At 69.9% G+C, this 24,169-nt stretch carries 26 protein-coding genes; 10 read left to right on the top strand and 16 right to left on the bottom strand.

The features are described from left to right. Positions 1-267: 267 nt before the first annotated feature. Positions 268-771: a Dps family protein gene (locus B7K23_RS14490; protein ID WP_084127579.1), complete on the bottom strand. Its 504-nt coding sequence runs from the start codon at positions 769-771 to the stop codon at positions 268-270. A gap of 231 nt (positions 772-1,002) precedes the next feature. Here B7K23_RS14490 and B7K23_RS14495 point away from each other — a divergent pair, with 231 nt between their 5' ends. The 3 genes from B7K23_RS14495 (at position 1,003) to eis (B7K23_RS14505) (ending at position 4,212) form a co-directional block, all read left to right on the top strand. Further along, complete coding sequence (locus tag B7K23_RS14495) at positions 1,003-1,482, top strand: CoA-binding protein (RefSeq protein ID WP_200809858.1); 480 nt, start codon at positions 1,003-1,005, stop codon at positions 1,480-1,482. A 109-nt stretch (positions 1,483-1,591) separates the two neighbouring features. Next, complete coding sequence (eis, locus tag B7K23_RS14500; protein WP_084127393.1) at positions 1,592-2,845, top strand: enhanced intracellular survival protein Eis; 1,254 nt, start codon at positions 1,592-1,594, stop codon at positions 2,843-2,845. Positions 2,846-2,949: 104 nt separating this feature from the next. After that, positions 2,950-4,212: an enhanced intracellular survival protein Eis gene (gene eis / locus B7K23_RS14505; protein WP_084127394.1), complete on the top strand. Its 1,263-nt coding sequence runs from the start codon at positions 2,950-2,952 to the stop codon at positions 4,210-4,212. Between the two features lie 69 nt (positions 4,213-4,281). On the opposite strand, the gene B7K23_RS14510 is transcribed toward eis (B7K23_RS14505), so the two are convergent. Next, complete coding sequence (locus B7K23_RS14510; RefSeq protein WP_084127395.1) at positions 4,282-4,848, bottom strand: M48 family metallopeptidase; 567 nt, start codon at positions 4,846-4,848, stop codon at positions 4,282-4,284. Positions 4,849-4,976: 128 nt separating this feature from the next. Between B7K23_RS14510 and B7K23_RS14515 the strand changes: the two genes are divergently transcribed. Together B7K23_RS14515 and mltG are read left to right on the top strand one after the other, a co-directional pair. After that, on the top strand, positions 4,977-5,543 hold the full coding sequence (locus tag B7K23_RS14515) for an RNA polymerase sigma factor (RefSeq protein WP_084127396.1): 567 nt from the start codon (positions 4,977-4,979) through the stop codon (positions 5,541-5,543). Then, the gene (gene mltG / locus B7K23_RS14520; protein WP_084127397.1) at positions 5,540-6,505 is read left to right on the top strand and encodes an endolytic transglycosylase MltG; all 966 of its coding nucleotides are present in this window, start codon (positions 5,540-5,542) and stop codon (positions 6,503-6,505) included. Before B7K23_RS14515 ends, mltG begins: the two co-directional genes overlap by 4 nt. Positions 6,506-6,530: 25 nt before the next feature. On the opposite strand, the gene B7K23_RS14525 is transcribed toward mltG, so the two are convergent. Together B7K23_RS14525 and B7K23_RS14530 are read right to left on the bottom strand one after the other, a co-directional pair. Continuing rightward, entirely contained in the window at positions 6,531-7,649 is a 1,119-nt protein-coding gene (locus B7K23_RS14525; RefSeq protein ID WP_084127398.1) for a branched-chain amino acid aminotransferase, read from the bottom strand. A 20-nt stretch (positions 7,650-7,669) separates the two neighbouring features. Beyond that, a complete protein-coding gene (locus B7K23_RS14530; protein WP_084127399.1) occupies positions 7,670-8,278 on the bottom strand; it encodes a hypothetical protein in 609 nt (202 codons plus the stop codon). 165 nt (positions 8,279-8,443) lie between these two features. Here B7K23_RS14530 and B7K23_RS14535 point away from each other — a divergent pair, with 165 nt between their 5' ends. Then, on the top strand, positions 8,444-8,800 hold the full coding sequence (locus B7K23_RS14535) for a hypothetical protein (RefSeq protein WP_143338322.1): 357 nt from the start codon (positions 8,444-8,446) through the stop codon (positions 8,798-8,800). 51 nt (positions 8,801-8,851) lie between these two features. Here B7K23_RS14535 and B7K23_RS14540 read toward each other — a convergent pair whose 3' ends face one another. Continuing rightward, positions 8,852-9,817, bottom strand: coding sequence for a LysR family transcriptional regulator (locus tag B7K23_RS14540; RefSeq protein ID WP_084127401.1), 966 nt, complete (start codon positions 9,815-9,817; stop codon positions 8,852-8,854). An 84-nt stretch (positions 9,818-9,901) separates the two neighbouring features. Between B7K23_RS14540 and B7K23_RS14545 the strand changes: the two genes are divergently transcribed. After that, positions 9,902-10,987, top strand: coding sequence for a threonine/serine dehydratase (locus B7K23_RS14545; RefSeq protein ID WP_084127402.1), 1,086 nt, complete (start codon positions 9,902-9,904; stop codon positions 10,985-10,987). 112 nt (positions 10,988-11,099) lie between these two features. Here the strand turns inward: B7K23_RS14545 and B7K23_RS14550 are convergent, their stop codons facing one another. Continuing rightward, positions 11,100-12,542 (bottom strand): MFS transporter, encoded by a 1,443-nt coding sequence (locus B7K23_RS14550; RefSeq protein WP_084127403.1) that lies wholly within the window; start codon positions 12,540-12,542, stop codon positions 11,100-11,102. After that, positions 12,539-12,979, bottom strand: a complete 441-nt coding sequence (locus tag B7K23_RS14555) for a MarR family winged helix-turn-helix transcriptional regulator (protein ID WP_084127404.1) — start codon at positions 12,977-12,979, stop codon at positions 12,539-12,541. Before B7K23_RS14555 ends, B7K23_RS14550 begins: the two co-directional genes overlap by 4 nt. Positions 12,980-13,293: 314 nt before the next feature. Here B7K23_RS14555 and B7K23_RS14560 point away from each other — a divergent pair, with 314 nt between their 5' ends. The 3 genes from B7K23_RS14560 to B7K23_RS14570 all read left to right on the top strand — a co-directional run bounded on the left by B7K23_RS14560 (position 13,294) and on the right by B7K23_RS14570 (position 15,864). Next, complete coding sequence (locus tag B7K23_RS14560; RefSeq protein WP_084127405.1) at positions 13,294-14,268, top strand: HNH endonuclease signature motif containing protein; 975 nt, start codon at positions 13,294-13,296, stop codon at positions 14,266-14,268. 107 nt (positions 14,269-14,375) lie between these two features. Beyond that, entirely contained in the window at positions 14,376-15,005 is a 630-nt protein-coding gene (locus B7K23_RS14565) for a DUF6318 family protein (protein WP_143338323.1), read from the top strand. A 394-nt stretch (positions 15,006-15,399) separates the two neighbouring features. Further along, positions 15,400-15,864, top strand: a complete 465-nt coding sequence (locus B7K23_RS14570) for a hypothetical protein (protein WP_084127407.1) — start codon at positions 15,400-15,402, stop codon at positions 15,862-15,864. 18 nt (positions 15,865-15,882) lie between these two features. Here the strand turns inward: B7K23_RS14570 and B7K23_RS14575 are convergent, their stop codons facing one another. The 9 genes from B7K23_RS14575 to B7K23_RS14615 all read right to left on the bottom strand — a co-directional run bounded on the left by B7K23_RS14575 (position 15,883) and on the right by B7K23_RS14615 (position 24,130). Next, positions 15,883-16,602, bottom strand: a complete 720-nt coding sequence (locus B7K23_RS14575; RefSeq protein WP_084127408.1) for a M50 family metallopeptidase — start codon at positions 16,600-16,602, stop codon at positions 15,883-15,885. A 148-nt stretch (positions 16,603-16,750) separates the two neighbouring features. Next, positions 16,751-17,155, bottom strand: a complete 405-nt coding sequence (locus B7K23_RS14580) for a hypothetical protein (protein ID WP_084127409.1) — start codon at positions 17,153-17,155, stop codon at positions 16,751-16,753. 55 nt (positions 17,156-17,210) lie between these two features. Continuing rightward, the gene (locus B7K23_RS14585; protein ID WP_084127410.1) at positions 17,211-18,065 is read right to left on the bottom strand and encodes an alpha/beta fold hydrolase; all 855 of its coding nucleotides are present in this window, start codon (positions 18,063-18,065) and stop codon (positions 17,211-17,213) included. Positions 18,066-18,072: 7 nt separating this feature from the next. After that, positions 18,073-19,044 (bottom strand): alpha/beta fold hydrolase, encoded by a 972-nt coding sequence (locus tag B7K23_RS14590; protein WP_159451442.1) that lies wholly within the window; start codon positions 19,042-19,044, stop codon positions 18,073-18,075. 54 nt (positions 19,045-19,098) lie between these two features. Then, entirely contained in the window at positions 19,099-19,593 is a 495-nt protein-coding gene (locus tag B7K23_RS14595; protein WP_084127412.1) for a hypothetical protein, read from the bottom strand. Between the two features lie 9 nt (positions 19,594-19,602). Further along, a complete protein-coding gene (locus B7K23_RS14600; RefSeq protein ID WP_159451443.1) occupies positions 19,603-20,553 on the bottom strand; it encodes an alpha/beta fold hydrolase in 951 nt (316 codons plus the stop codon). 146 nt (positions 20,554-20,699) lie between these two features. Continuing rightward, a complete protein-coding gene (locus B7K23_RS14605) occupies positions 20,700-21,560 on the bottom strand; it encodes an ABC transporter permease (protein ID WP_084127414.1) in 861 nt (286 codons plus the stop codon). Then, complete coding sequence (locus B7K23_RS14610; RefSeq protein WP_084127415.1) at positions 21,557-22,534, bottom strand: ATP-binding cassette domain-containing protein; 978 nt, start codon at positions 22,532-22,534, stop codon at positions 21,557-21,559. The genes B7K23_RS14605 and B7K23_RS14610 overlap by 4 nt, the downstream gene beginning before the upstream one ends. Positions 22,535-22,669: 135 nt before the next feature. Next, a complete protein-coding gene (locus tag B7K23_RS14615) occupies positions 22,670-24,130 on the bottom strand; it encodes a DHA2 family efflux MFS transporter permease subunit (RefSeq protein WP_084127416.1) in 1,461 nt (486 codons plus the stop codon). Positions 24,131-24,169: the final 39 nt, after the last annotated feature.

Here is a 24,169-nt window from a genome sequence, read left to right on the forward strand (position 1 = left end):
CACACCAGGCACGACGCGTATTGTCCGTGCTGGGAATGTGATCCTTTCCACACGAACCTGCACATGGTGACACTTTGTGGTTATGCTGAAGTAAATCGCTTCCGGGTGAGAGCGAATCAACAGGGGGACCTAGTTCCGCATGCCGATTCTGCACCGCTGAGGAAGCTCATAGAGACCTGGCGCGAACCCCTCAGCCGCGCCAAGGAGTACGGGCCCCCGCTTTCGCGGGGGCCCGTTGCTCTGTGTGGGGCTAGATGTCCGACAGACTCACTCCGCGGCGAACGAGCGCAGCATCCAAGCCGTCTTCTCGTGCGCGGCGAGGCGCGCGTTGAGCAGGTCCGCGGTCGCGCCGTCACCGGCGTCCTCGGCCACGTCCACGAGCGGGCGGATGAGGCGCGCGATCGTCTCGTGATCGGCCGCGAGCGTCATGACCATCGCCATCGCGTCGGTCTTCGGCTCGTTGTCGGTGATCGTCGCGTGGTCCAGGAACTCGGACAGCGAGCCCGGAGCGCCTGAGCCGAGCGCGCGCATCCGCTCGGCGATGTCGTCGGCCGAGTCGCGCAGCTCGATGTACTGCTCCTCGAACATCAGGTGCAGCGCACGGAAGTGCGGACCGGTGACGTTCCAGTGGTAGCCCTGAGTCTTCACGTACAGCGTGAAGGTGTCGGACAGCACCTGCGCGAGACCGTGGTTGATCGCGCGCAGGTCCTCGGCACGGATGCCGATGCTCGGGCTGCTCTCGGTAGTCGCGACGGGTGTCGTGTTCTCCATGGTGATGCCTCCCATTCGTCTCAAGGGGAGAGGGGATGCTCCTCTTCCCATCAGAGTAGAACCGGGCGGCCGCTCCCGACATTCCATCGGGACGACGCGGGACGGTCGGCACCCCTCGAGTACCCCTGGGACGGGGACGATGCGGGACCGAGTGCCCGCGGGAAGCGCGCATTCACGTAGTGTCATGGCTTCATAGGGAATGTCCGGATAGCCCCAGGGAGTTTCACTCGCATGACGACTGACGCCGCGTGCCCGCTGCCGCTTGGATCCGAGGTGCCTGACGACGAGGTGCTGGTGGACCTTCTCGCGCGCGCCCAGACGGTCGCTGTCGTGGGGGCCTCCCCCAATCCGGCGCGCACGAGCCACCGCATCGCCGAGTGGCTCATGGACCACACCGACTACGAGGTCTACCTCGTCAACCCCGTCGCCCCGGCCGACGCGGAGATCCGCGGCCACGCCTTCTACTCGTCGCTCGACGACATCCCCGTCGACGTGGACATCGTCGACGTGTTCCGCCGCTCGGAGCACGTGCCGCCCGTCGCGGACGAGGCGATCGAGGCCGGCGCCCCGATCCTGTGGATGCAGCTGGGCGTGCGCCACGCCGAGGCTGCCGAGAAGGCCTGCAACGCAGGAGCCGTCGTCGTCCAGAACCGCTGCCTCAAGGTCGAGTACGCACGCCTGTCCGACAGGATCGCCGCCGCGCAGGACTGATCGGCGCAGCGGGCTGCCGAACAGCGCGCCCGACCACCGATCACCCGCTGCGCGGCACTGAGCGGCGCGCCGCCCCGCGGCGACCCGCCTCGTTTGCGAGGATCGCAGCATGAGTGCGCCCGCCGGTTATCGCATCGTCTCGCTGGACCAGTCACGGTCCCACGAGATGCTCACCACTGTGGAGTGGGCCTTCGCGTTCAAGCTGAGCCCCGAGGCGATGCGCGACGTCGTGCCGTGGGATCACGTCAGGGGTCTCGAGGCCGTCGACGCGACGCGTGGCCCCGTCGGCACGATCGGCGGAGTCCATTCGTCGCACACCATGACGCTGCGCATGCCGGGGGGTGGAACCGTGCCGACCTCCGGCCTCACCTGGGTGAGCGTCCACCCCGCACACCGTCGCCGCGGCATCCTCAGCGCGATGATCGCCGACCACTTCTCGCGGGCGCTCGAGCGCGGCGAGGCCGTGAGCGCGCTGTACGCAGCGGAGACGGCGATCTACCCTCGCTTCGGCTACGCGCAGGCCACGGTCAAGAGCACCCTGGACCTGGGCCGCTCCCCCAAGCTCCGGCCGATCGAGGGCTCCGACGATCTGCCCGTGCGCATCGAGACCGTCGACATGTCCGTCCACGCCGACGTCGTGCGCGCCGTCCAGCGGCGCCTCGACGAGCCGGGCTCACCGGTCGAGATGGGCGACTCCGTGGTGCACGACGCACTCGTCGACATCACCACGCGGCAGCCCGACGCCGAAGACCCTCGCATCGTGATCGTCGAGGACGCCCACGGCCCGGCGGCCTTCGCCGTGCTGTCGCGCGAGATCAAGTGGTCCGAGACCGCGGCGGCGGGCACTGTCGACGTCAAGGTGTGGGGCGCGGTCGACGCGGCGTCGGCCCGCCGCCTGTTCAGCGTCGTCACCGACCTGGACCTCATGGCCTCATGCAAGGTCACCGCGAACGGGACCGACGGGCTGCTGCTCCAGCTGCTCGAGGACCCCAGGGGCGTCGGCATGCGCGCGCTCGACGGCATGTGGATCAGGATCCTCGACGTGCCGGCCGCGCTCGGCGCTCGGACGTACTCTGCCGATGTCGACGTCGTCATAGAGGTCACGGATGCACTCCTGCCCACGAATGAGGGTCGGTGGAGACTGTCGGCGACTGCCGATGGCACGCCGACCATAGAGCGCACCGAGGCACCTTGTGACCTCGCGCTCGGCATCGATGCGCTCTCCGCGGCACTGCTCGGCAGCACTTCTGTCGAGACCCTCCACGCCGTGGGGCGGGTGACCGAGGAGACCCCCGGCGCCGTCCGTGCGACATCACGCGCGTTCCGCAGCGACCTGCCGCAGGCCTGCAACCTCGCCTTCTGACCACACCCCGGGACGCACCGCTAGCAGGCACGACGCACGAGCGCGGGTAGGTGACGCATCAACTCGAATTGGCCAATCATGCGGATCCTTGAAACCCTGGGGCCATGAAGAAGGCAGCCGGATACCAGTCCATCTCCGTCCCCGACCATCGACTCGACGAGTTCTTCCAGGTGGTCCAGTGGGCATTCGTCGGCGAATGGCTCCTCGAGGACCGGCAGGACTACGTCGACGCGCTGCCCACCGAGAGGGCGCGCGGGCTCGAGGTCGAGGACCCCGACCGCGGTGAGGTGGGACAGATCGCCGCGGTGCACGCGAGCTTCGGCACCGAGATGACGACTCCCGGCGGCCGCCGCGTCCCGACCGCGGGACTGTCGTGGCTGAGCGTCCACCCCGCGCACCGCCGCCGCGGCCTCATGTCCGCGATGATGAAGGACCACTTCCGCCGGTGCCGCGAGCGCGGCGAGGCGGTGAGCGCCCTGTACGCGATGGAGGCGGCGATCTACGCCCGGTTCGGATACGGGATGGGCGCGCAGACCGTGAAGGCCGAGATCCCCCGCGGCGCCAAGATGTGGCCCGTCGAAGGCGCGGACGATCTCACGGTGCGCCTCGAGCGCGCCGACTTCGACGCGCACGACGAGCTCGTGTCGGGCCTGCAGGCGAGGCTCACGCGCCCCGGCACCGTCATCAACCCGGTGGGCTCGGGCCGCAATGCGCGCTTCACCGATCCGGTCGGCAACCGCAAGGGCATGGAGATGTGGCGTCTCGCGATCGTGGAGGACAAGGGCGAGCCGGTCGGCTACGCGTTCTTCCGTCGCCGCGCCGACTCGAGCATCGGCATCCACGACGGCGTGTGCCAGGTCCGCGAGTTCGGCGCGCTGACCCCGGCCGCGTCGCAGCGACTGTGGCAGACCCTCACGGACTTCGACCTGGTCGAGACGACCTACACCGAGAACCTCGCGACAGACGACCCGCTCCTCTATCAGCTCGTCGACGCGCGCGGCGCGCGCTCGAAGGTGATCGACAACCTGTGGGTCCGGGTGCTCGACGTGAAGTCGGCGCTCGAGAGCCGCGAGTACTTCCACGACTGCGACGTGACGATCAGCATCACGGACAAGCACGTCCCGGAGAACGCCGGCGAGTGGCGCATCGTCGTCCGCGACGGCGACGCGGAGGTCACGAAGGCCGACGGCAGCGTGCCCGACCTGTCGATGGACATCAAGCACCTGTCGACCGTGTACCTGGGCGGCACGAGCGTCGAGGCGCTGACCGCGGCCGGCCTCGTGCGCGAGCACACTGCAGGCCAGGCCCGCGAGCTGGCCGTGGCGATGCTGTCGCCCGTGGCGCCGCTCGCGAACTGGGACTTCTGAAGGGGCAGACCGGGGACCGGGGGCGAGACCGCCCCGCCGGTGGTCCACCGCTAGGTGGCGCCGACTCCCCTATCTGCCGTTGAGCTCGCGCCGGATGCGTCGCCAGTCGGACAGGTGGGTGTCCATGACGGCGGTGAACCTGGGGCCGTGACCGGCCTCGATGAGGTGCGCGAGCTCGTGGACCACCACGTACTCGAGCTTCTCGTCGTCCTTGCGCGCGAGCTCGAGAGCGAAGGTGATCCTGCGGGTGCGGACGTTGCAGGTCCCCCAGCGGGTCTTCATGCGACGGATCGTGTACGGCGGCACGGGCTCAAGCCCCATCACGCGCGTCCAGCGCGCGAGCAGCGGTTCGACCCGCTCGCGCAGCTCCGCCCGCAGGCGGTCGGCCTCGGGCCCCGCCGCGAGCGGCGGCGGCAAGGTCGCGAGCCGCGCCTGCTCGCGCGCGATCCAGTCCGCGCGGCCGGCGACGAAGTCGTCGATCGTGCGGCGGGGCACCCAGTGAGGCGCAGACACCCGGACCGAGCCGTCCTCGGGCTGGACGCGGATGCGCAGGTTCTTCATGCGCTTGCGGCGCACGAGGGAGTACGCGGGGGCGTGCGGCTGCGCGGTCTGCGCCGAGATGCTCTGGGACTGCATGGTGGGACAAGGCTACGTGCGAACGTCGAGGGCGCTCCCCTTGTCCACGGCGACGGCCTCGACGCACCACCCAACCTCTCGCCGCTAGTTTGCGTACTAGTAGTCATGACCCATGCGAGGAACCTTCCATGAGATGGAGCGCAGTGCTCGACGAGCTGATGCGAGAGCGCGGCTCACGCCTCTACGGCTATGCCTTCGTCCTCACCGGCGACAGCGCCGATGCCGAGGACCTGCTTCAGGACGCGCTCGTGAGGACGTTCCGGCGCGGCAGGGCCTCGACCGACCTCAACAGCGCGCACGCCTACGTGAAGCGCGCGATCACGACGGCCTTCCTCGATGACAGGCGCCGGGCGCGGCGCCGACCCGCGAGGGGACCGGAGGACATCGGCGACCTCGCCGTGGTGCCGGCCGCCGCGGTCGAGTCCGATAGGACCACGGCAAGCGACGCGACCGCCGATCTTCACGCGGCTCTGCTGACGCTGCCTCCCCGCGAGCGGGCCTGCGTGGTGCTGCGACACCTCGAGGATCTCTCGGTCCGCAGCATCGCGGGCGAGCTGGACCTCGCGGAGGGCACGGTCAAGCGCTACCTGTCCGACGGCCTCGCACGGCTGCGCACCACCCACCCCGACCTGGACCCCGGCCACGAACCGGGCGAGACCTCGCCCCTCATCTCCCGTTCCGGAGGACTCTCATGAGCACGCTGCACGACGCGCTGGCACAGATCCAGCATGGCGCGGAGCCTGGCTTCGCCTCGACCCGGCTCGGCACCGACCTGGGCCCCGTGAGGCGCCGGGTCCGCCGCGACAGGGGCGTCGCATACGCCGCCGGCACCGTCGCCGTCGCGGCAGTCAGCGCGGGAGCGCTGTACGGCTACGACGCGCTGTCGCTCGGCGCGACGTCGGTGGGCCCCGCGGGCACCGGCACGACCCAGGAGGCGACGTCGCCGTCCCCCACGGCCACGGCATCGTCGCCGGCGGACGGAGGGACGATCCTCCAGGATGAGAATCTCGGCATCGTCGCGGGCTCCACCGCGTCCGAGGTCGCCTTCGACCTCGCCGAAAGGTTCGACGTGGAATTCCAGGTCGCCTTCGACGCGCTCAAGGACGCCGCACCGGAAGGGGATCCGGAGGGCTGGGTCGCGCCCGGGGTCTACGAGCTGCCCGCGGGGTCCACACTCGACGAAGTGGCCGCGCAGATGATCGCGAGCCGTGAGCCCGATCTCGAGGCCCTCGGCGTGACCGACGAGGACGCCAACCAGGTGCTCACCCTCGCCTCCTTGATCGAGCGTGAGGCGAAGCGCGACGAGGACAGGGCGATGATCTCCGCGGTGCTTCACAACCGGCTCGAGCAGGACATGGCGCTGCAGCTCGACAGCACGGTCAAGTACCTGAGCGGCGACGAGGAGGTCTTCACGAGCGACGAGGAGCGGGAGATCGACTCGCCTTACAACACCTACCTCTACCAGGGACTTCCTCCCGGTCCGATCGCGAACCCCTCGGACGAGTCGATCGAGGCGGCGCTGGATCCGGCGGACTCAGACGCGCTGTACTTCGTGATGGTGGACCTTGACACCGGCGAGACGCTCTTCGCCTCCGACTACGACGAGCATCTGGAGAACGTCGCGCTGCTCCAGGAATGGTTCGAGGCGAACGGCTGAGACGCCTCCCGCGTCCGGCGCCGGCTCAGAGCACGCGGACCATCCAGCCGTGCGCATCCTCGGCGTGACCGAACTGGATGTCCGTGAGCTCCTGCTTGACCCACGTGGCCACGGGCCCGGGCTGGCCGTCGCCCACTTTGAGCGTGAAGTCGTCCGACTTGAGCTCGGCGACGGGGGTGACGACGGCCGCGGTGCCGCACGCGAACAGCTCGGTGATCGCGCCGGACTCGACCCCCTCGCGGATCTCGTCGAGCGCGATGTCCCGCTCGCGCACGGGCCGGCCAGCCTCGCCCAGCAGGTGAATGATCGAATCGCGGGTGATACCAGGCAGGATCGTGCCGGATAGCTGCGGCGTCGCGATCGAGCCGTCGCCGAACACGACCATGAGGTTCATGCCGCCGAACTCCTCGACGTACGCGTCCTCCTTGGCGTCGAGGAACAGCACCTGGCCGCAGCCGTGCTCCTTGGCCTCCTGCTGAGGAAGCATGCTCGCCGCGTAGTTGCCGGCGGTCTTCGCCTCGCCCGTGCCGCCGAGGTTGGCACGGTGGTAGCCGCGCGAGACCCAGATCGACACTCCCCCAGCTGCCTGGATGTACGCGCCGACGGGCGACGCCGTGACGACAAGGTCGTACGTGTCCGAGGGCTGCACGAGCAGGCTCGTCTCGGTCGCCATGAGGAACGGCCGCAGGTACAGCGCGCCGCCCTCCTGCTGCGGCACCCACGTCGCGTCGGCCTGGACCAGTCCGGCCGCGGCCGCGAGGAAGTCGTCGACCGACAGGGGCGGCATCGCGAGGCGGTAGGCCGAGTCGATCATGCGCTCGGCATTCGCGGTGGGGCGGAAGAGGTGCACAGAGCCGTCGGGGTGACGGTATGCCTTCATCCCCTCGAAGACCTGCTGGGCGTAGTGGAGCACCGCGGCGCCGGGGTGCATGGGGATCGGGGCCATCGGGACGATGCCGCGGTCGCCCCAGCTGCCGCCCTCCCAGGTGGCGCGGGCCATGTGGTCGGTGAAGACCTTGCCGAACACGGGGTTCGCCATGAGCGCGACCCGCTCCGACTCGCTCGCCGGGTTCGGGTTCTGCGTGAGCGGGAAGGCTTCGCCGGAGAGGATCCGGCCGGTCGGCATCGCGGGGAAGGTCTCCATGTCGGCACCCTACTCGCGACTCACGGGACCAGGAGCGCCGTCGCCGCCTTCATCGCCATCTCGCCGAGCGCCCTGAGCGCGACGGCGCGGCTGAATGCGACCCGGCCCTCACGTGCCTCGTCCGCAAGCAGCGCCTCGAGCCTGGCCCGAGCATCGTCCCCATCCCTGCCGAACGCGTCGTCGAAGGCGGCCAGGAACTGGTCCGCGTCGACGACGACCCGCTCCTTGTTGTGGGAGCCATCGGTGAAGACCCCGACCTCCTTGAGGCGCGCGATGAACGCGTCGCGCCAGTACTCGTCCTCGACGTTCAGGACCGCCTCTCCCCCGCGCGCGAGCGACACGATCCGCACCGCGGAGAGCATGCGCACGAAGCCGGGTTCCGTGTCCTGCGCCATGCGATAGCCGTAGAGCAGGGACTTCGCCCGCGCGGGCGTGATGCCGAGCCGCTTGGCGGTGACGAAGATCGGGTCGACGTCGTTCACGTAGCCCGCCGCGATGAGCCCCCCGAGCACCGCGATGTCGACCTCGCGCTTGGGCACGGAGCCGAACGGGGACCCGCCGAGGCGCGCGAGCACCGAGTCCGCGAAGGCGACCTTCGCGGAATCATCGAGGGCGTCGAGATCCTTCATGCGGGCCATCCTTCCTCGTACCTCTGACAGCGGCAACCGTTTCGGGACCCGTGGACAAGGTGCCATCCGCCCCGGCCGTCACCGCGCGCCCTGCAGGACGCGGGGGCCGGTGCCATATTGGAACCCTGAGCACACCCGGAGCGCTCACGTCGGAGAGAGGCAGTGATGACTCTGTTGAGGGCGGAGTTGGTCGATGACCGCAATGCGATCGAGGAGCCCGTCGGGCCCACCAGGTACAGGGCGGAGCTGTGGACGGGCGACGCCCTGACCGGCGCGCTCGAGTCGTGGGACATCGTCGCGGACAGCGTCGTCGACGCCGTGGCCTGGATGGATGAGCAGGTAGCGACGCGCTGGCCCTGCCGCGGGGTGCTGTCCGTGTCGCATGCGCTGACCGCGGGCGGGACAGCGTCGCCGAACCCCATCGCGACGCATCGCATCTACGAGGTGTCCAACGCCGCGGACGAGCGCTTCGCGGAGGCGCCGAAGCCCGCGCGACTGCGCGTCGTGAGGGACGTCGAGTAGCCCGCTGCCCCTCGCTCGGCGGCTTGCCTCGTCCTGGGGCGCCAGCGATGCTCAGTCCGCGGGCGCCGCCTCGGGCACGACCTCCGCGACGACCTCGCGGATCACCGCGGTCGTCGCGTCGAGCGCAGGCGGCAGCGGTGGCCTGCCGAGCGAGACGAGGCGCAGGGTGCGCGCGGCCCCGTCGATCGGGGTGAGGACCACGTCCGGATGACGGTGCGCCGCAAGCGCGAGGCCCGGCAGCATCGAGACTCCGTGCCCGACCGCGATGAGCGCTTGGATGGCCACGAAATCGTCCGACGCGAACTGCACGTGCGGCTCGAAGCCCGCGTCCTCGCACGTGGCGACCAGGTAGCCGCGGCATCGTTCGCAGCCGGCCATCCAGTCGTCGTCGGCGAAGTCGGCGAGGCGCCCGATCGCGATACGGGAGCCGAGCGGCTCCCTGCTCGGCTCGAGGGCTGCGACCGAGTGTCCCGCCTGGCAGTCGGGCCGCGCGGGCGGCGTCACGAGGTACAGCGGGTCCTCGCCGAGCATCTCCGCGGTGATCGCGTCGGACGGCTTCTCACGCGGGTAGGTGAAGGTGATCGCGAGATCCACCTCGTCGGCCAGCAGCAGCCCCTCCGCCTCGGGCGGCTCGGCCTCGCGGACCTCGAGGGACAGCCCCGGATGGCGCTCGCGCATCTCGGTGACGATGCGCGGGGCGAGGGTCGCGATGCCCGACGGGAAGATCGCGAGGCGCACGCGGCCGCTCTGGAGAGACACGGCCGAGGCGAGCTCGCTGTCGGCCCTCGAGACCAGGCCGAGGATCTCCTCCCCGCGGTCCGCGAGCCGTCGTCCCTCGTCGGTGAGGACCAGGGACCGGCCGACGCGGCGGAACAGCACCGCGCCCGTCTCGGCCTCGAGCCGCTTGAGATGGTGCGACACGGTGGGCTGCGAGTAGTGAAGCTCGTCAGCGGCGGCGCTCACCGAGCCCGTGCGCGCGAAGGCGACGAGCGCCTGGAGGCGGGTGAGATCGAGCATGACCCTCATTGTATTGATAACGTCGATGAATTCGCGAGATAACATTCATTGGACGTATGGATTCGGGCGCGGCAAGGTGGGCTCATGGAAACCACCCTTCGCCCCACGACCGACGCGGTCGCGGCCCGCAGCGCCTCTCCCCTAGCCGGGAGCCAGGCCGCGCAGGCCGTTCGCCCCGGCGCGGCGGCCCAGCGCGGCACCTCGGCCGCTCGCGACCACGGCCTCTCCTTTGAGGGCGTTCTCGCGGCAGCGGACGTGCTCGCCACCACTCTTCCCCCCACCCCCGCATGGTCGTACCCGCTGCTGAACAGCGCGGCCGGCCGCAAGGTGATCGTGAAGCACGAGAACGTGCAGCCAACCGGCGCCTTCAAGGTGCGTGGAGGGCTGAACCTGCTCGCGACGCTAGCCGCTTCTGCGACGTCGCGCGGGCTCGTCACCGTGTCCACTGGCAACCACGCCCAGTCGCTCGCCTTCGCCTCGCGCAAGCATGGCGTCGCGGCGACGATCGTCATGGCGGCGACGACAGCGCCGTTCAAGGTCGAGGCGGTCCGCGCACTGGGCGCTCGGGTCGTGCTCGCGGGAGACGACATGGCCGAGGCCGCCGCCGAGGCCGCGGCGCTCGCCGAGAGCGAGGGGCTCTACTTCGTGAACCCGGGCGAGGAGCCCGCGATCATTCACGGCCACGCGACGGTGTACCTCGAGCTGCTGACCGCGCACCCGGAGATCGACACGCTCTATGTGCCGATCGGGTCGGGCTCCGGCGCTGCCGGCGCGGTGCTGGTCCGCGACGCCATCGCCCCGCACGTGAGGGTGGTCGGCGTGCAGGCCGAGGGCGCGCGGGCCGCCTACGACTCGTGGGCCTCGGGCTCGATCGAGAGCCGACCCATCCACACCTTCGCCTCGGGGCTCGCGACGGGCTCCGGGTTCCACGCGCCGCAATCGGTGCTGCGCGGAGGGCTTGACGACTTCCTGCTGCTGACGGAGGAGCAGATGCAGGATGCGGTGCGACTGATGGCCGGTGCCGCGCACACGCTGTGCGAGGGCGCGGGCGCAGCCGGACTTGCAGGGGCCATCGCGGAGGGCGATGGTGGACAGGTATCGACCGCGGCGTTCGCGTGCACGGGCGGCAATGCGAGCGCGGACGAGTTCGCGCTCCTCAACCGCGCCTGATCCACACTCCCTGCAGGCGCACCGCAACACCCGGCCGGAGCCGTCGCCCCCGACGGTCCCGGCCGGAGGTGCATCCGGGGCCTTTGCACCGCAAGTTCGGCCCGCCCGCGCGTCAGTCCGCGAAGTCGACGTCCCTCGTATCCGCTGCGGTAGCGAGCGAGCGGTCCCATAGCACCAGGGCAAGCACGAGTGTCGAGGCGATCGCGATCACGATGCCGATGCGGTGCAGTCCCGCGTCCGAAGGCACCGCGCCGACGACGATCGCGATGAGCGCCGACGCGGTCATCGCGCCCACCTGGAGGAACGTCCGCGACAGGCCCGAGGCGATGCCGACCTGACCCACCGGCGCCTGCCGGTACAGCACCGCCTGGTTGGAGACTGCGATCAGGCCCTGAGGGATCCCGAACAGCGCGACGACCGCGATGACGAGCCACAGCTCGGTCTCGCTATGGAGGAGCCACAGCAGCAGACCGCCCGCGATCTGGATCGCGGCCGCGATGGCGAGCGCGAGCCGGGGCTTCGGCACGCGCGCGACCATCCGGTTGGCGCCGATCGCGAGCAGCGCCGACGGCAGCAGCATCCAGCCGACGATGTCGGCGTCGTAGCCACGTGCCTCCTGGAGCCACGGGGAGACGCTGTACATGACCGCGAAGATCCCGATGTAGCTGAGGAAGAACCGCAGATACGTGCGGCTGAGGGCACCGTTCCTCGCGAGCATCCTCACGTCCACGAAGGGGCGACGGGCGCGGCGCTCCCACAGCACCAGCATCGTCCCGAAAGCGAGCGCGACGGGGAGCAGGCCCCACAGGCCCTCCTCGATGTCGAGGAGGAAGACCAGGGAGGACACCGTCGTCCCTGCAAACAGGACGATGCCGGGGATGTCCAGGGCGGCGTGAAGCGGCAGGTCGCGGCGACCAACGCCAGCCGGGCGTGAGCGGTCGGGCGGCAGGTAGCGCAGGGCGAGGGCCGAGATGACGAGCGCGGCGGGCACGTTGACCAGGAAGATCGCACGCCAGCTGAAGAAGTGGACGAGCAGCCCACCGAGGACCGGGCCGACGGAGATGGAGACGAGGCTCGCGAGCGTGAGGGTCGCGAGGAGCGAGTGAGGGGGCTCGCGCTTGAGGCGGGCCTCCTGGTCGGAGATGAGTGCCATCGCGGCGGGGTACTGCGCCGACGTGCCCAGGCCGATGAGCATGCGCGCGGCGAGCACTCCCCCGAACGTCGGAACGAAGGCGGGGATCAATCCGCCCAGCGCCGCGAACGCGAGGCCGAGGAGGTAGACGCGGCGCGGGCCGAACAGATCGGCGAGGCGACCCCAGGTCGGCTGGCCGACGCTCGAAACCAGATAGAGGCCCGCTACCAGCCACAATGCCGTGGCGGTGCTGACGCCCGTGGCCTCCGCGATCGGGACGAGCGCCACCGCGATCATCGTGGTGTTGAGCGGGTTGAGGGCCGGGCCCGTAAGCGCGGCGAAGGCGAAGCGCGGGCCGAAGCCGGTGCGCTCGGCCCTTTCCTGCGCGCTTCTGTCTCTTGCGGCTTCCTCGGCGGGCGTCACCTCTCGGCCGCCAACCGCTCGAGCACCTCCAGGGCACTGTCGAGGGTCGCACGGTCGTCTTTGTCCAGGCGGCTTTCGATGAGGGTGGCCAGCTCGGCGTCGCGCGAGGCGCTGGTGCGCTCGACGACGGCCCGGCCGACGCGGGTGAGGTTGACGAGCTCGCGGCGCCCGTCGGTGGGATGCGGCTCCTTGGTGACCATGCCGATCGCGGCGAGGCCGCGGACGATCTCTCCCATCGACTGGGGGCGGACGCGCTCGATCTCGGCGAGCTCGGCGGTGCTGAGCGGGCCCTCTCGTCTCAGGACGAGAAGGACCACCTCTTGCGATCTGGTGACCCCTGCAGGCTCGCCGGCCTGGCGCGTGAGGCGCCGGATGCGATTGGTCGCGAGACGGAGGCGGCGGGCGGCCTCGAGCGTCTCGTCGGGGGTGTCGTTCATGCTTCCACCGTACGACTTCGACAGGCTACCTTGCAAGGAGACCTGTCGAGTTTGCGGTCGCTTGACGATATCAACAGGAAGCCTGCCAACCTGACGACGCCGAGAGGACTTGACCCAGTTGCGTAGCGTCTTTCCTGGTAATTGCAACTATACGCCCGACAGCTGGAGCCTCCGCCAAGGCTCGCCGGAGAGCCGCGGCAGGCCATTCTGCCCCGACAGGACGATGCTCCAGCGCCCCCGTCATTGGCACGCCAGCTTGCGACGCGATATTCCAGGTTCTTGTAAGGAAGTCATCGAGCTGCGAAGCTGCAGCCATGGAATCGCCGCGGCACCCCCAAGCGTGGCTGCTGCTCGCCGCCGGCGAGAACCGCCAGTACGGGGGAAATTCCGGCTACGAGGACGAGGCAGACGTCTTCTACAGCTGGGACAGCACCGTGAAGAACCATGCGGAGATCGCCGTCGGGGATCGAATCGCACTCTGGGACAAAGAGCGGCTCCTGGGCATCTCCGTCATTGAGCAAATCGACAAGACCGAGTCCACGAAGATTCGGTCCCGGTGCCCTGAATGCGGCCGCACGAACATCAGCGAGCGAATCACCAAGAGCCCTCGCTTCAAGTGCCAAAAGTGCTACGCGGAGTTCGAGACGCCCGTCGCAGAGACCGTTCCCGTCACGCAGTACCAGTCGCGACACGACGCCGCCTGGACGTCGCTGGACGGACTGCTTGATGGCCCGCAGCTGCGAAGCCTATGCCTCTCACCTGCCAGCCAGCACAGCATGCGAAGCATGGACTGGGAGGCCCTCCAAGACGCGATCTCCGACAACGGCGCCACCCGAGCAATCGAGAGAGTCGCGAGCAGAACGCCCGAGTTCGCAGAGGTGAACCAGCAGATTGAAGTGAGCCCCATGAGATCGGGGCACACTCAGTCAGTCGTGCGCGTCCGGCGCGGGCAACAGCAGTTCCGGAAGCGAATCCTGAGCCTCTTCGGCGAACGTTGCGCCTTCACTGGATCTGCGCCAAAGCGAGTGCTCGAGGCGGGGCACCTCTACAGCTATGCCGACCTCGGTGAGCACCACGAACATGGCGGACTCATGCTCCGGCGAGACATCCACAAACTCTTCGACGACGGCGGACTCGCGGTCGATCCGACTTCGCTCGCGGTGGATGTGGCGCCCGAACTGGAGCCCTACCCGCAGTACGCAGGACTGCACGGCCGCAACCTCGAAGTAGACCTGCAGGACGAGCACATCGGCTGGCTTGAGAAGCACTGGAGCGAACACCGCACGTAGAGGCCGCCCGCAGGTCTCTGCCCTGCCGCGCTCCCTCCCAACCACTGCTATCCACAGCGTCGCGAACTGACCTTCCGAGGCGACTCCCGTCGCGTTAGTGTCACCGCATGACGGGGACAAAACGGACACGCGGGTTCGCGCTTGCGGTAGCCGCACTCTGCGGCGCACTGCTCGCGGGATGCACCGGGTCCGATGGCGTGGTCACCGAGGAGCCGTCGCCGACCGTCGGGACTACGAGCGCTAGCTCTTCGACCAAGCCCTCGTCGCCTTCCCCAAGCCCCACCGCGCTGAGTGACGAAGAACTGCTGGCGATGGCGCCGGAGGGCGCCAGCCAGCAGACGGCGCAGGGCGCGGCCCTCATGATGCAGTTCTTTCTGGAGGAGTATGCCGCGGCTCTGAAGATTCCCGACTCAACTGCGATTGAGGCGCTCTCACTTCCATCATGTGAGTTCTGCGCAGATCTGCTCAGCGACTTCGACAGGCTAGAGATCGCCGAAGGCCACCTCGAGTCCGGCGCAATCGAAGTGGATGCGACCTCCATCTCTGCCGCCGCGGATACGGATACGGACAACGTCGTGATCGTGAAGATGAACGTGCAGCAGACTGCGTTCGAGTACGTCGATGCTGCAGGCATGTCGCTCGGAGGCTCGGCTCCCGGCGAGTTCGCCATCTCGGCCCGCATGCGACTCGACGACTCGATCTGGCGCGTTGAGGGCGTTGTCGTCGATGATCTGTAGAAGCTTCGCCACCTGCGCGGCGTTCCTGGCCTGCCTAGCAGTCGCCGCACCCGCGTCGGCCGAGTCGGAGTGGGACAGCCTCGGGGGCAGAACCCAGGATGACGGCGATGCCTACGAAGTCGGGGCCGGCGGATCAAACGAGCCAGGCAACGGCACCACGTCAAGTGCGGCCCAAACGCAGTACCAATACAAGATCGTCGTCTGCGGACCGTCCGAGGAGACGCTCGATCCCTTGTGCAGTTACGTCGCCCCTGTCTACGTCGAATGTCCTGAAGATCGACTCGCAAACGCCGCTCGGTTTGTTAGGACACGCGCATCTACTGCCGACGCGTGGGGCGCGTGGACCTACCTCGAGTGGATTGCATGCCTCGAGACGGGGCCGACGACAGCGCAGGTGGCGTCGGCGACCTACGAAGCGTGGGCCTCTCTCGAGCCGGGCGTCCCGGACCACACCATCCAGCCCGACCAAGGCTGGGTCTACTCGACCGTCCCGACCATCGTCTACGTCGACCCCGAGCCCGTCATCGTCAACCGCACACTTCTCGGTGTCCCTGTCCGCATCCGGGCCACGCCGACGAACTACACATGGACCTGGGGCGACGGCGAGAGCACGACCACCACGGACCCAGGCCAGCCGTACCCCAATGACACCGTCAGCCACACCTACACGGCCCAGTCCAGCGAGGCCAGCATCGCCCTCGAGACCACCTGGGCGGGCAGCTACAGCATCGACGGCGGCAGCTGGATCGACATCGACGGCACCATCACGAGCACCTCGGCCACGCAGACGCTCGAGGTGCGCACCGTCCACAGCAAGCTCGTCGACTGCGACCTGAACGGCTACTGCCTCGACGGCTAGCGCGAAGCAGCCACGGCACTACTCAGGCAGCAGCCCCGCCAGCATCAGCCACGCCCCACCGACCGCGCACCCCACGGTCACGAGCCAGAACAGCGCCACCCACACTCCCCCGGGCACGCGCGTGAGCCTCGCGAGCGCATCGGCGTCGGACCCGGCGGCCCCACCGCGGCGCCGAGAGCCACCGAGCTCCACGACGGCCCTCACAGCCCCGAGCAGCAGCAGCCACGCCACGCCGTATGCCACGCCCACACGCCACTCGGTCGGCGCGTACCAGGCGACCGCCACGGTGGCCGCGAGCGCGAGCACCATCACAAGGAAGCCGTAGAAGTTCCGGATCTGCACCAGCACGAGCAGCAGCACCACGACCACGATCCACAGCAGAGCGAGCGGATACCCCGCGGCGATGAGCGCCGCCGCTCCGATCCCGAGCACGCCGGGCGCGGGATAGCCCGCGAACGCCATGAGCGACAGCGGAAGCCGCTTCTCCTGGCCCACCGACTCCGTCAGGCCGGACGTGTCCGAGTGGAGCCGGATCCCGCGCACGCGTCGCCCGGTCAGCGTCGCCACGAACCCGTGACCCGCCTCGTGGAAGATCGTCACCACATGGCGCGCCAGGTGCCACAGCGACGGCACGGCAAGGACGCCGACCACCACCGCGAGCGGGATCAGCGCGGCCTGCGGCGACGCCACGATGTCGGTGGTCACATCGGCCCACAGCCGGTCCCAGATCTCACGCACGGGGACGACGGTACGCGACGGGGACCCCGCTCAGAGGAATCTGGGGGTCAGAATCGCCTGGGAATCCGCACGGAGAGGAACCCAGGACCCTCGCGGAGGGCACAGGGCGGAGCGAGACCCGCCTCAAGCCAGCGCAGGACGGGAAGCGCTACTCGCAGTAGGCGCAGATCCCGGTCGCTGGCAACGCCGTGAAACAGGTGGGGCACAGGTTGTGCACCACGTCCACGGGGTTGATCTTCTTCGGCTTCGCCCTCTTCTTCACAGGCTCGGGCTGGGGAGTACCTGCCACAGGCAGCGGAACCATCATCTTGTCTCCGTTCAGAGGTTGAAGGGAGACGAAGTCGTGGAGCACGTACCCCACGATCCCGGCGCCCGCAGCGGCCTCAAGAGCGATGAACTCCCGGGTCGCAGGGATGTAAACATGCTCGTACTCGAGTCCCCGTACCGCGTCACGAATGGCGGTGATGTTGTCGAGCGGCGGCTGCCAGTCGGCAATCGCGTCCTCGATCGTGGAGAAGTACTTGCGTTCCTCGAGTTCTGCAGAGCTGCTCACCTGTCCATGATGGACCCGATTCGCGGCACCTGCTGACCGCTACCACACGAACTCGTCAGCGCCGTTCCGCGATCCATTCGAGCGCCTCGAATGCGGCGTCCACGACCGTCAGGTGGCCGTCCCCTGAACGCACCTGGTACTCGGCCTCGGGCACGGCCTCAGCGAGCCAGCCGCCGTGCTGCACAGGGACGATGCGGTCCTCGTCTCCCTGGACGATGCGGGTGGAGGCGGTCACGTCGGTCACCGAGAAGCCCCACGGCCTCACGAAGGCCAGGTCGTCCGCCACGAGCCCGCCGACACCCGTCTCGACCCCCGCGGCCGCGATCCGGTTGAACCAGCTCCAGCGCCCGTCGAGGGCCTCGAGATCGCGATCGGTGAAGGTCGAGGGGTCCCACTCCTCACTGGCCAGCAGCTCCTCGAGCGCCTCGCCTCCCTTGAGGGCGGCCTTGAGCTCAGCGGTGCCGACGGAATGCATCCCGTCCCACCACGAGGTCCCGAGCCCCGACGGCCCGTCCTCTGGCGCGACGAGCGGCGCCACACCGGCGAGGGTCACCACGGCGCTGACGCGCGAGGGCAGCAGCGCGGCGCACGCGAGCGCGTGCGGCCCGCCACCCGAGTGCCCGACGACCGCGAATCGCTCGGCCCCCGCCGCGTCCGCCACGGCCTCCGCGAGCGGCGCGATGTCGGCGACGGAGCGCGCGGGCATCGCGTCGGAGCCGCCGTACCCGGGCCGGTCGAAACCCAACATGCGGATCCCGAGCTCGTCGGCGAGCGAGAACAGCGGCTCGGGAGGCTCCCCGATATTCGGCGAGCCGTGGTGCCAGATCAGGGCGAGCGCATCGCCCCCGCCCGTGCCAGCGTCGTACCAGCCGACGGCGCGCCCGTCGTGCTCAAGGCTCAGTCGCTCCATGACCGTCTCAACCGTCCAGGAGGCCGGGCCCTTCCCCGATCTCCCGCCACCACTGGTCGATCATGCCGGCGTTGCCCGCCGCATCGTCCATCCACGGCTCATGGCCCTGCCTCGGCATCACGTGCAGCGTCGAATGCGGCATCCGCTCGGCCCACGACTCGACGCCGACCTTCGGCGTGAAGGGGTCGCGCTTGCCGATGAGCCACAGCGCGGGCGCCTCGATGCTCTCGAGCTCGTCGAGCGACGTCGCCCAGCCGGGCCGCGGACCCGCCGCCGTCACGGTCTGGCCGAGCATCGCCATCTCGTTGCGGTACGTGTCGGTGTGGCGCGCGAGCGCGATGCGCCACGCGACGTCCACGGGTGGCATCCACTTCGTGGCGACCATGTCGCCGTGACCGACGAGCCGGAACGCGAGCTTGAGCTCCCTCTCCGAGACGCGGTAGTTCACGATCACGCGCTGCAGCGCGCTGAGCCGGGGCGCGTGCAGGGGCAGCGGGAGGGTCATCCCCTCGACCGCGGGAACTCCTTCGACGATGACGGTGCGCACCTTGTCCGGACGGATCGCCGCGTAGGTGAGCGCGACCATCCCTCCCGCGGAGTTGCCAACCACGTCGGCGCGACCGTCCGCGAGCTCGTCGATGACCGTCGTGAGGTACGCGTCGACCGCGCGACGCACGCCCTCTGGCGAGACCTTCATCCGGGGCAGCGGGTCGCTCAGCCCGCACCCGGGTCGGTCCAGGACGATCGCCTTGATCCCCGGCATCTGGGCGACGAGCGGCGCCCACACCCCGGCGGCCTTCGCGGTGCCGTGCACGAACACGACCGGCCTTCCCTCGCCGTGCACGAGTGCACGCACGCGGATGCCGAGCTCCTCGACCGTGACCCAGCGCTCCTCGGGGCGCAGTCCGCGGTGCGCCCACATCGCCACCTCCGCCTGGCGGAAGCGCGCGGCGCGCGGGACGTGGACGGAGGTGCTCACCCCACGAGTATGGCCCTGCCCGGCCTTCATTTCGAGGCGTGATGCCCGCGGAGGCTAGACCGCCTCCACCTCGGACTTGCGGTACGCGGCGCGCATGTGATCGCTCGTGAGGAAGTCCGCGACGCCGATCATCACGAGGCTGAAGATGATCTGCTCGGTGACCATCCAAGTCGGGTAAAGGTCCGGGATCGCGGCCAGCACCAGCGTGATCACGGGGAAGATCTGCGCGAACAGGCGCAGCCGCTGGTACGCCCACCGCCAGCCGAGCATCGCGCGCCACGCGAAGTAGAACAGCGTCGCCGTCATCGCAAGCACCACGAGCGTGCGCATCCACACCGCGAACGGGATCGCCTCGCCCTGCGAGAACTGCCATACCGCGAACACCACGGCCCCGAACCCGAGCACCAGCTCGAACACGAGCAGCCACATGATCCACCTGAACGCGCGGCGCGTCTTCGGGTGCGTGCGCGACTCCTCCGGGATCACGATGTGGGCGTCGCGACCGCCCGCGAAGCGGTCGACGCGCAGGAACAGCGACTCGAGGGACATGGGGCGAGACTACGCGGCCAGGGACTCCCACCACCGCGCGATCGTCTCCGCGTGCCCCTCGGGGTCGTCGATCCACGGCTGATGCCCCTGCCCCGCCAGCACGTGCACGGTCGCGCGCGGCATCCGCGCCGCCCACGCGCCGACGCCTCCCGGCGGCGTGAACGGGTCGTGCTCGCCGGTGAGCCACAGGGTCGGTGCCGCGACGGCCTCGAGGTCGGACGCGCGCGGCACCCAGCCCGGCCGAGGCCCCCGCCACGACGCCGCGCGGCCGAGCAGGTCGAGGTCGTTGCGATAGGTGTCCGAGAAGCGCGAGACCGCGAGGCGGTAGTCAAGGTCCTCGCGCGAGACGCCGCCCGAGTCGAGCGTGTCGCCGTGGCCCATCGCGCGCAGCGAGGCCTTCAACTCGCGCGCCTTGACGTCGTGCCGGGAGGCGACGCCCGCCACGGGCCCCACGGTCGCCGCGCGCATCAGCCACGGCAGCCGCATCCCCTCGACGGAGGGCACGCCCTCGAGCACCACGGTGTGCACGCGCTCGGGCCTGCGCGCCGCGGTCACGAGCGCCGCCATGCCTCCCGCGGAGTTGCCCACCAGATCCGCCCGGTCGCCCGCGAGCGCCAGGATGACCGCCTCGAGGTACGCCGCGGCGGACTCGTGCAGGCCCTCGGGGGTGATCCCGTCGTAGCTCATCGGGTCGCTCAGCCCGCAGCCGGGGCGGTCCACGACGATCGCGCGTATGCCGGGCAGCGCCGCGGCGAGCGGCACGAAGACCCCTCCCGCGGTCGGGTTGCCGTGGACGAAGACGACGGGGCGGCCCTCGCCGTGCACGAGAGCCCGCACGCGGATCCCGAGGTCGCGGACCTCGATCCAGTGCTCCTCGGGGACGATCCCGCGCCGCTCCCAGACCGCCCGCTCGGCGGCCCGGTAGCGCGCCTCGTCCCTGCGCGACTCCGTCCTCACCATGGACCATCCTTCGGAGGCGACCGCCGCCTCCCGAGCTCCCCTCCAACCTACTGCGGGGCTGTCGACTTCACCGGGGCGGCGGGACGTGGGCAATTGCGCCGGCGTGACGCGGGCGGGTGGGGCGGGCCGAGCTCGCCGACGCATCGTCACTGAGGATCCTGGTACCGCCACATCGTGAGGGACCCGAACACGGCCACGAGCCCCGCGGACCACATGAGCGACCAGCCGACCTCCGCGCCGACGGGCGTGCCGTCCATGAGCGCGCGCACGGCCGTGACCAGGTGGGACACCGGGTTGACGTCGACCCAGGCCTGGAGCCAGCCGGGCATGGTCGACGGGTCGACGAAGATGTTCGAGCCGAACAGGAGCGGCATCAGCACGAAGCTCGCGACGCCCATGATCGCGCCGGGCGTGCGCAGGATCATCGACAGGAACGTCCAGATCCAGCCCAGCGCGAAGGCGAAGATCAGCACGAGCCCGATGCCCGCGAGCACACCCACGACTCCCCCGCCCGGCCGCCAGCCGATCGCGAGGCACACGGCCGCGGTGATGCCCGAGGCCACCGCGAACCGCACGGCATCGCCCAGCAGCATCCCCACGAGCGCCGAGGGCCGCCAGATCGGCAGCGAACGGAACCGGTCGAAGACGCCGCGGTCGATGTCGGTCCGGAGCGTCGTGCCCGTGTACATCGTGATGAACAGGACCGACTGCACGAGCACGCCCGGCGCGAGGTACGCGATGTAGTCCTGCACGGAGCCCGCGAGCGCGCCGCCGAACAGGTACGTGAACAGCAGCGTCATCATCACGGGGAAGACCGTGACGTCGAACAGCTGCTCGGGCACGTGCTTGATCTTGAGCAGCGCTCGCCAGCCGAACGTCATCGACGTAGACATCGCCGTCGGTCTCGGCGGACGGGTGCCCGAGGTCAGCGCCTCGGCGATCGTCGGCGCCTTGGCCGCGGACGATGCGGGCGTCGCCGTCGTTCCCGACGCGGAGGGGGCGCTCATGCCGCCACCTCCTCGGCGGCCGAGTCGTCCGAGCCGTCGGCGGCGTGCCCGGTGAGGGCCAGGAACACCTCGTCGAGCGTCGGCTGGCCGAGCGAGAACTGCGCGAGCTCGAGGCCCGAGGACTCGATCGCCGTCAGCGCCGCGGTCACGCGCGAGCGGTCCTCGAGCGCGGCGACCAGTCCGTGCGGATCGGACGTGGTCTCCACCTCGATCTGGAGCTCGCGCACCAGGATCTCGCGCACGGCCGCGAGGTCCGCGCGGTGCATGACGCGCACGTGCAGCGATCCCGAGCCGACGGAGGCCTTGAGCTCCGACGACGCGCCCTCCGCGATGATCCGTCCCGAGTCGATCACCGAGATGCGACCCGCGAGCTGGTCCGCCTCGTCCAGGTACTGCGTCGTGAGCATCACGGTGGTGCCGTGCGCGACGAGCGCGCGCACGATGTCCCACACCTCGATCCGGCTGCGCGGGTCGAGCCCCGTGGTCGGCTCGTCGAGGAACAGCAGCTCGGGCGTGACGACGAGCGACGCGGCGATGTCGATACGACGCCGCATGCCGCCCGAGTACTTCTTCACCTGCCGGTCGGCGGCGTCCTCGAGCCCGAAGGCCCCGAGCAGCTCGTCGGCCCGCCGGGTCGCGCCCGCCCCGCGGAAGCCGTAGAGCTTCGCGAGCAGACGGAGGTTCTCGCGGCCGCCGAGGTCCTCGTCGACCGACGCGAACTGGCCCGTGAGCGCGACGCGCGAGCGGACCTCGTCGGAGGCACGGACGATGTCGTGGCCGAGCACCCTCGCCGAGCCCGCATCGGGGCGGATCAATGTGGCGAGCATGCGGATCGTGGTGGTCTTCCCGGCCCCGTTGGGGCCGAGGAATCCGTGGACGCCGCCGCTGGGGATCGCGAGGTCGATCGCGTCGACGGCGCGCTGCTTGCCATAGATCTTGGTGAGACCGGCGGTCTCGATCGCGAGTTCGGGCATGACCGACTCCTTCACCGCGCGTGTCCGGGTTCGCACGATTGAATCAGGGTACGTCCGGGCCCTGACATCGGCGCGGCACGCGACAGGGCGGGACGAGGGATGATCCCCGTCCCGCCCTTGTCCAGGGACGATGCGTCAGGCCACGGGTCGCCGGGCCGGCACCAGGGCGGGCTCGGGCTCGGCCATCGCCACGCCCTGCGCGCCGCCCTCGGACGACTCGGGGGTCCCCTTCCCGGCCGGAAGAGCCAGTCCCGCGAGGGTCGCGAGCACGAGGAATCCGACGCCGACCCACAGCGCGGGGATGGCGGCATCGGTGTACTCGGTCGGCGTGAAGTCGCCGCCCGCGCCGGTGAAGACCGCCGTGAGGATCGCGACGCCGAGCGCCACCCCGATCTCCCTCAGGGTCGTGTTGGTGCCGGACGCCTTGGCGTGGTTCTCGGGCGCCATGTGCGCGAGGACCGCGGTGGCCGAGGGCGCGAACACGAGACCCATCCCCACTCCGGCCGCGACGAAGCCGGGGATCATCGTCGAATAGGCGACGTCGGGCGCGAGGACCGAGGCGAACCACGCGAGGCCGACGGCCTGCAGCATCGTCCCGGTGACGATGAGCGTCCGCGTGCCGACCCTCGGCGCGATGAGGCCAGACAGCGGGGCGACGACGAGCGGCGCCATGGTCCACGGCATCGTCTTGATGCCCGCGTCCAGGGGCGACTCGCCCTGCACGACCTGCATGAACTGGATGAGGATGAAGATCGCGCCGAAGATGCCGATGCTGAACAGCACCGCGACCGCGTTGGCGCCGGAGAAGCTGCGGTCGCGGAACAGGCCCAGCGGCATGAGCGGCTCGCGGGTGCGGGCCTCCCAGGCCACGAAGGCGACCAGCAGCACGCCTCCGCCGATGAGGCCGGCGAGCACCTGACCGCTGGTCCAGCCCGCGTCGTTTCCCCGGACGATGCCGAAGACCAGGGCGAACACGCCCGTCACCACGAGCACGAGGCCCGTGAGGTCGAGCCGCGCCCTGGCACCCTTGGCCTCGGGCAGCGACCACGCGCCGACGGCCAAGGCGACGATGCCGATCGGCACGTTGAGCCAGAAGATCGCGTGCCAGCTGAGCCCCTCGACCACGGCGCCGCCGATGAGCGGGCCGAGCGCGACGCCCAGGCCTGCGACGCCGCCCCAGATGCCGATCGCCGCGGCGCGCATCCTGTCGGGCACCGCGCCGGCGAGCAGCGCGAGCGACAGTGGGAGCACCGCCGCTCCACCGGCGCCCTGGACCACACGGGCCGCGATGAGCGCCTCGGGGGTTGTGGCAAGCGCGCATGCGACCGACGCGGCGGTGAAGATCGCGATGCCCGCGAGGAACACCCGCTTGCGGCCGAGACGATCGCCGAGCGCGACCGCCATGAGGATGAGGCTCGCGAAGGACAGCGAGTACGCGTTGAGGAACCACTGGAGGTCCTCGATGGTCGCACCGAGATCCGCCTGCATCACGGGCAGGGCGTTGGTGACGACCAGGTTGTCGAGCGAGGCCATGAAGACCGGCACCGAGACGGCGGCGATCGCGATCCACATCGGGACCCTGCGGGTGGTGGTCATGAGCAGCCTTCCAGAGGTTGTTGTAATCGGCTGATAACC

The sequence above is a fragment of the Demequina sp. NBRC 110054 genome, from assembly GCF_002090115.1.
Lineage (GTDB): Bacteria > Actinomycetota > Actinomycetes > Actinomycetales > Demequinaceae > Demequina.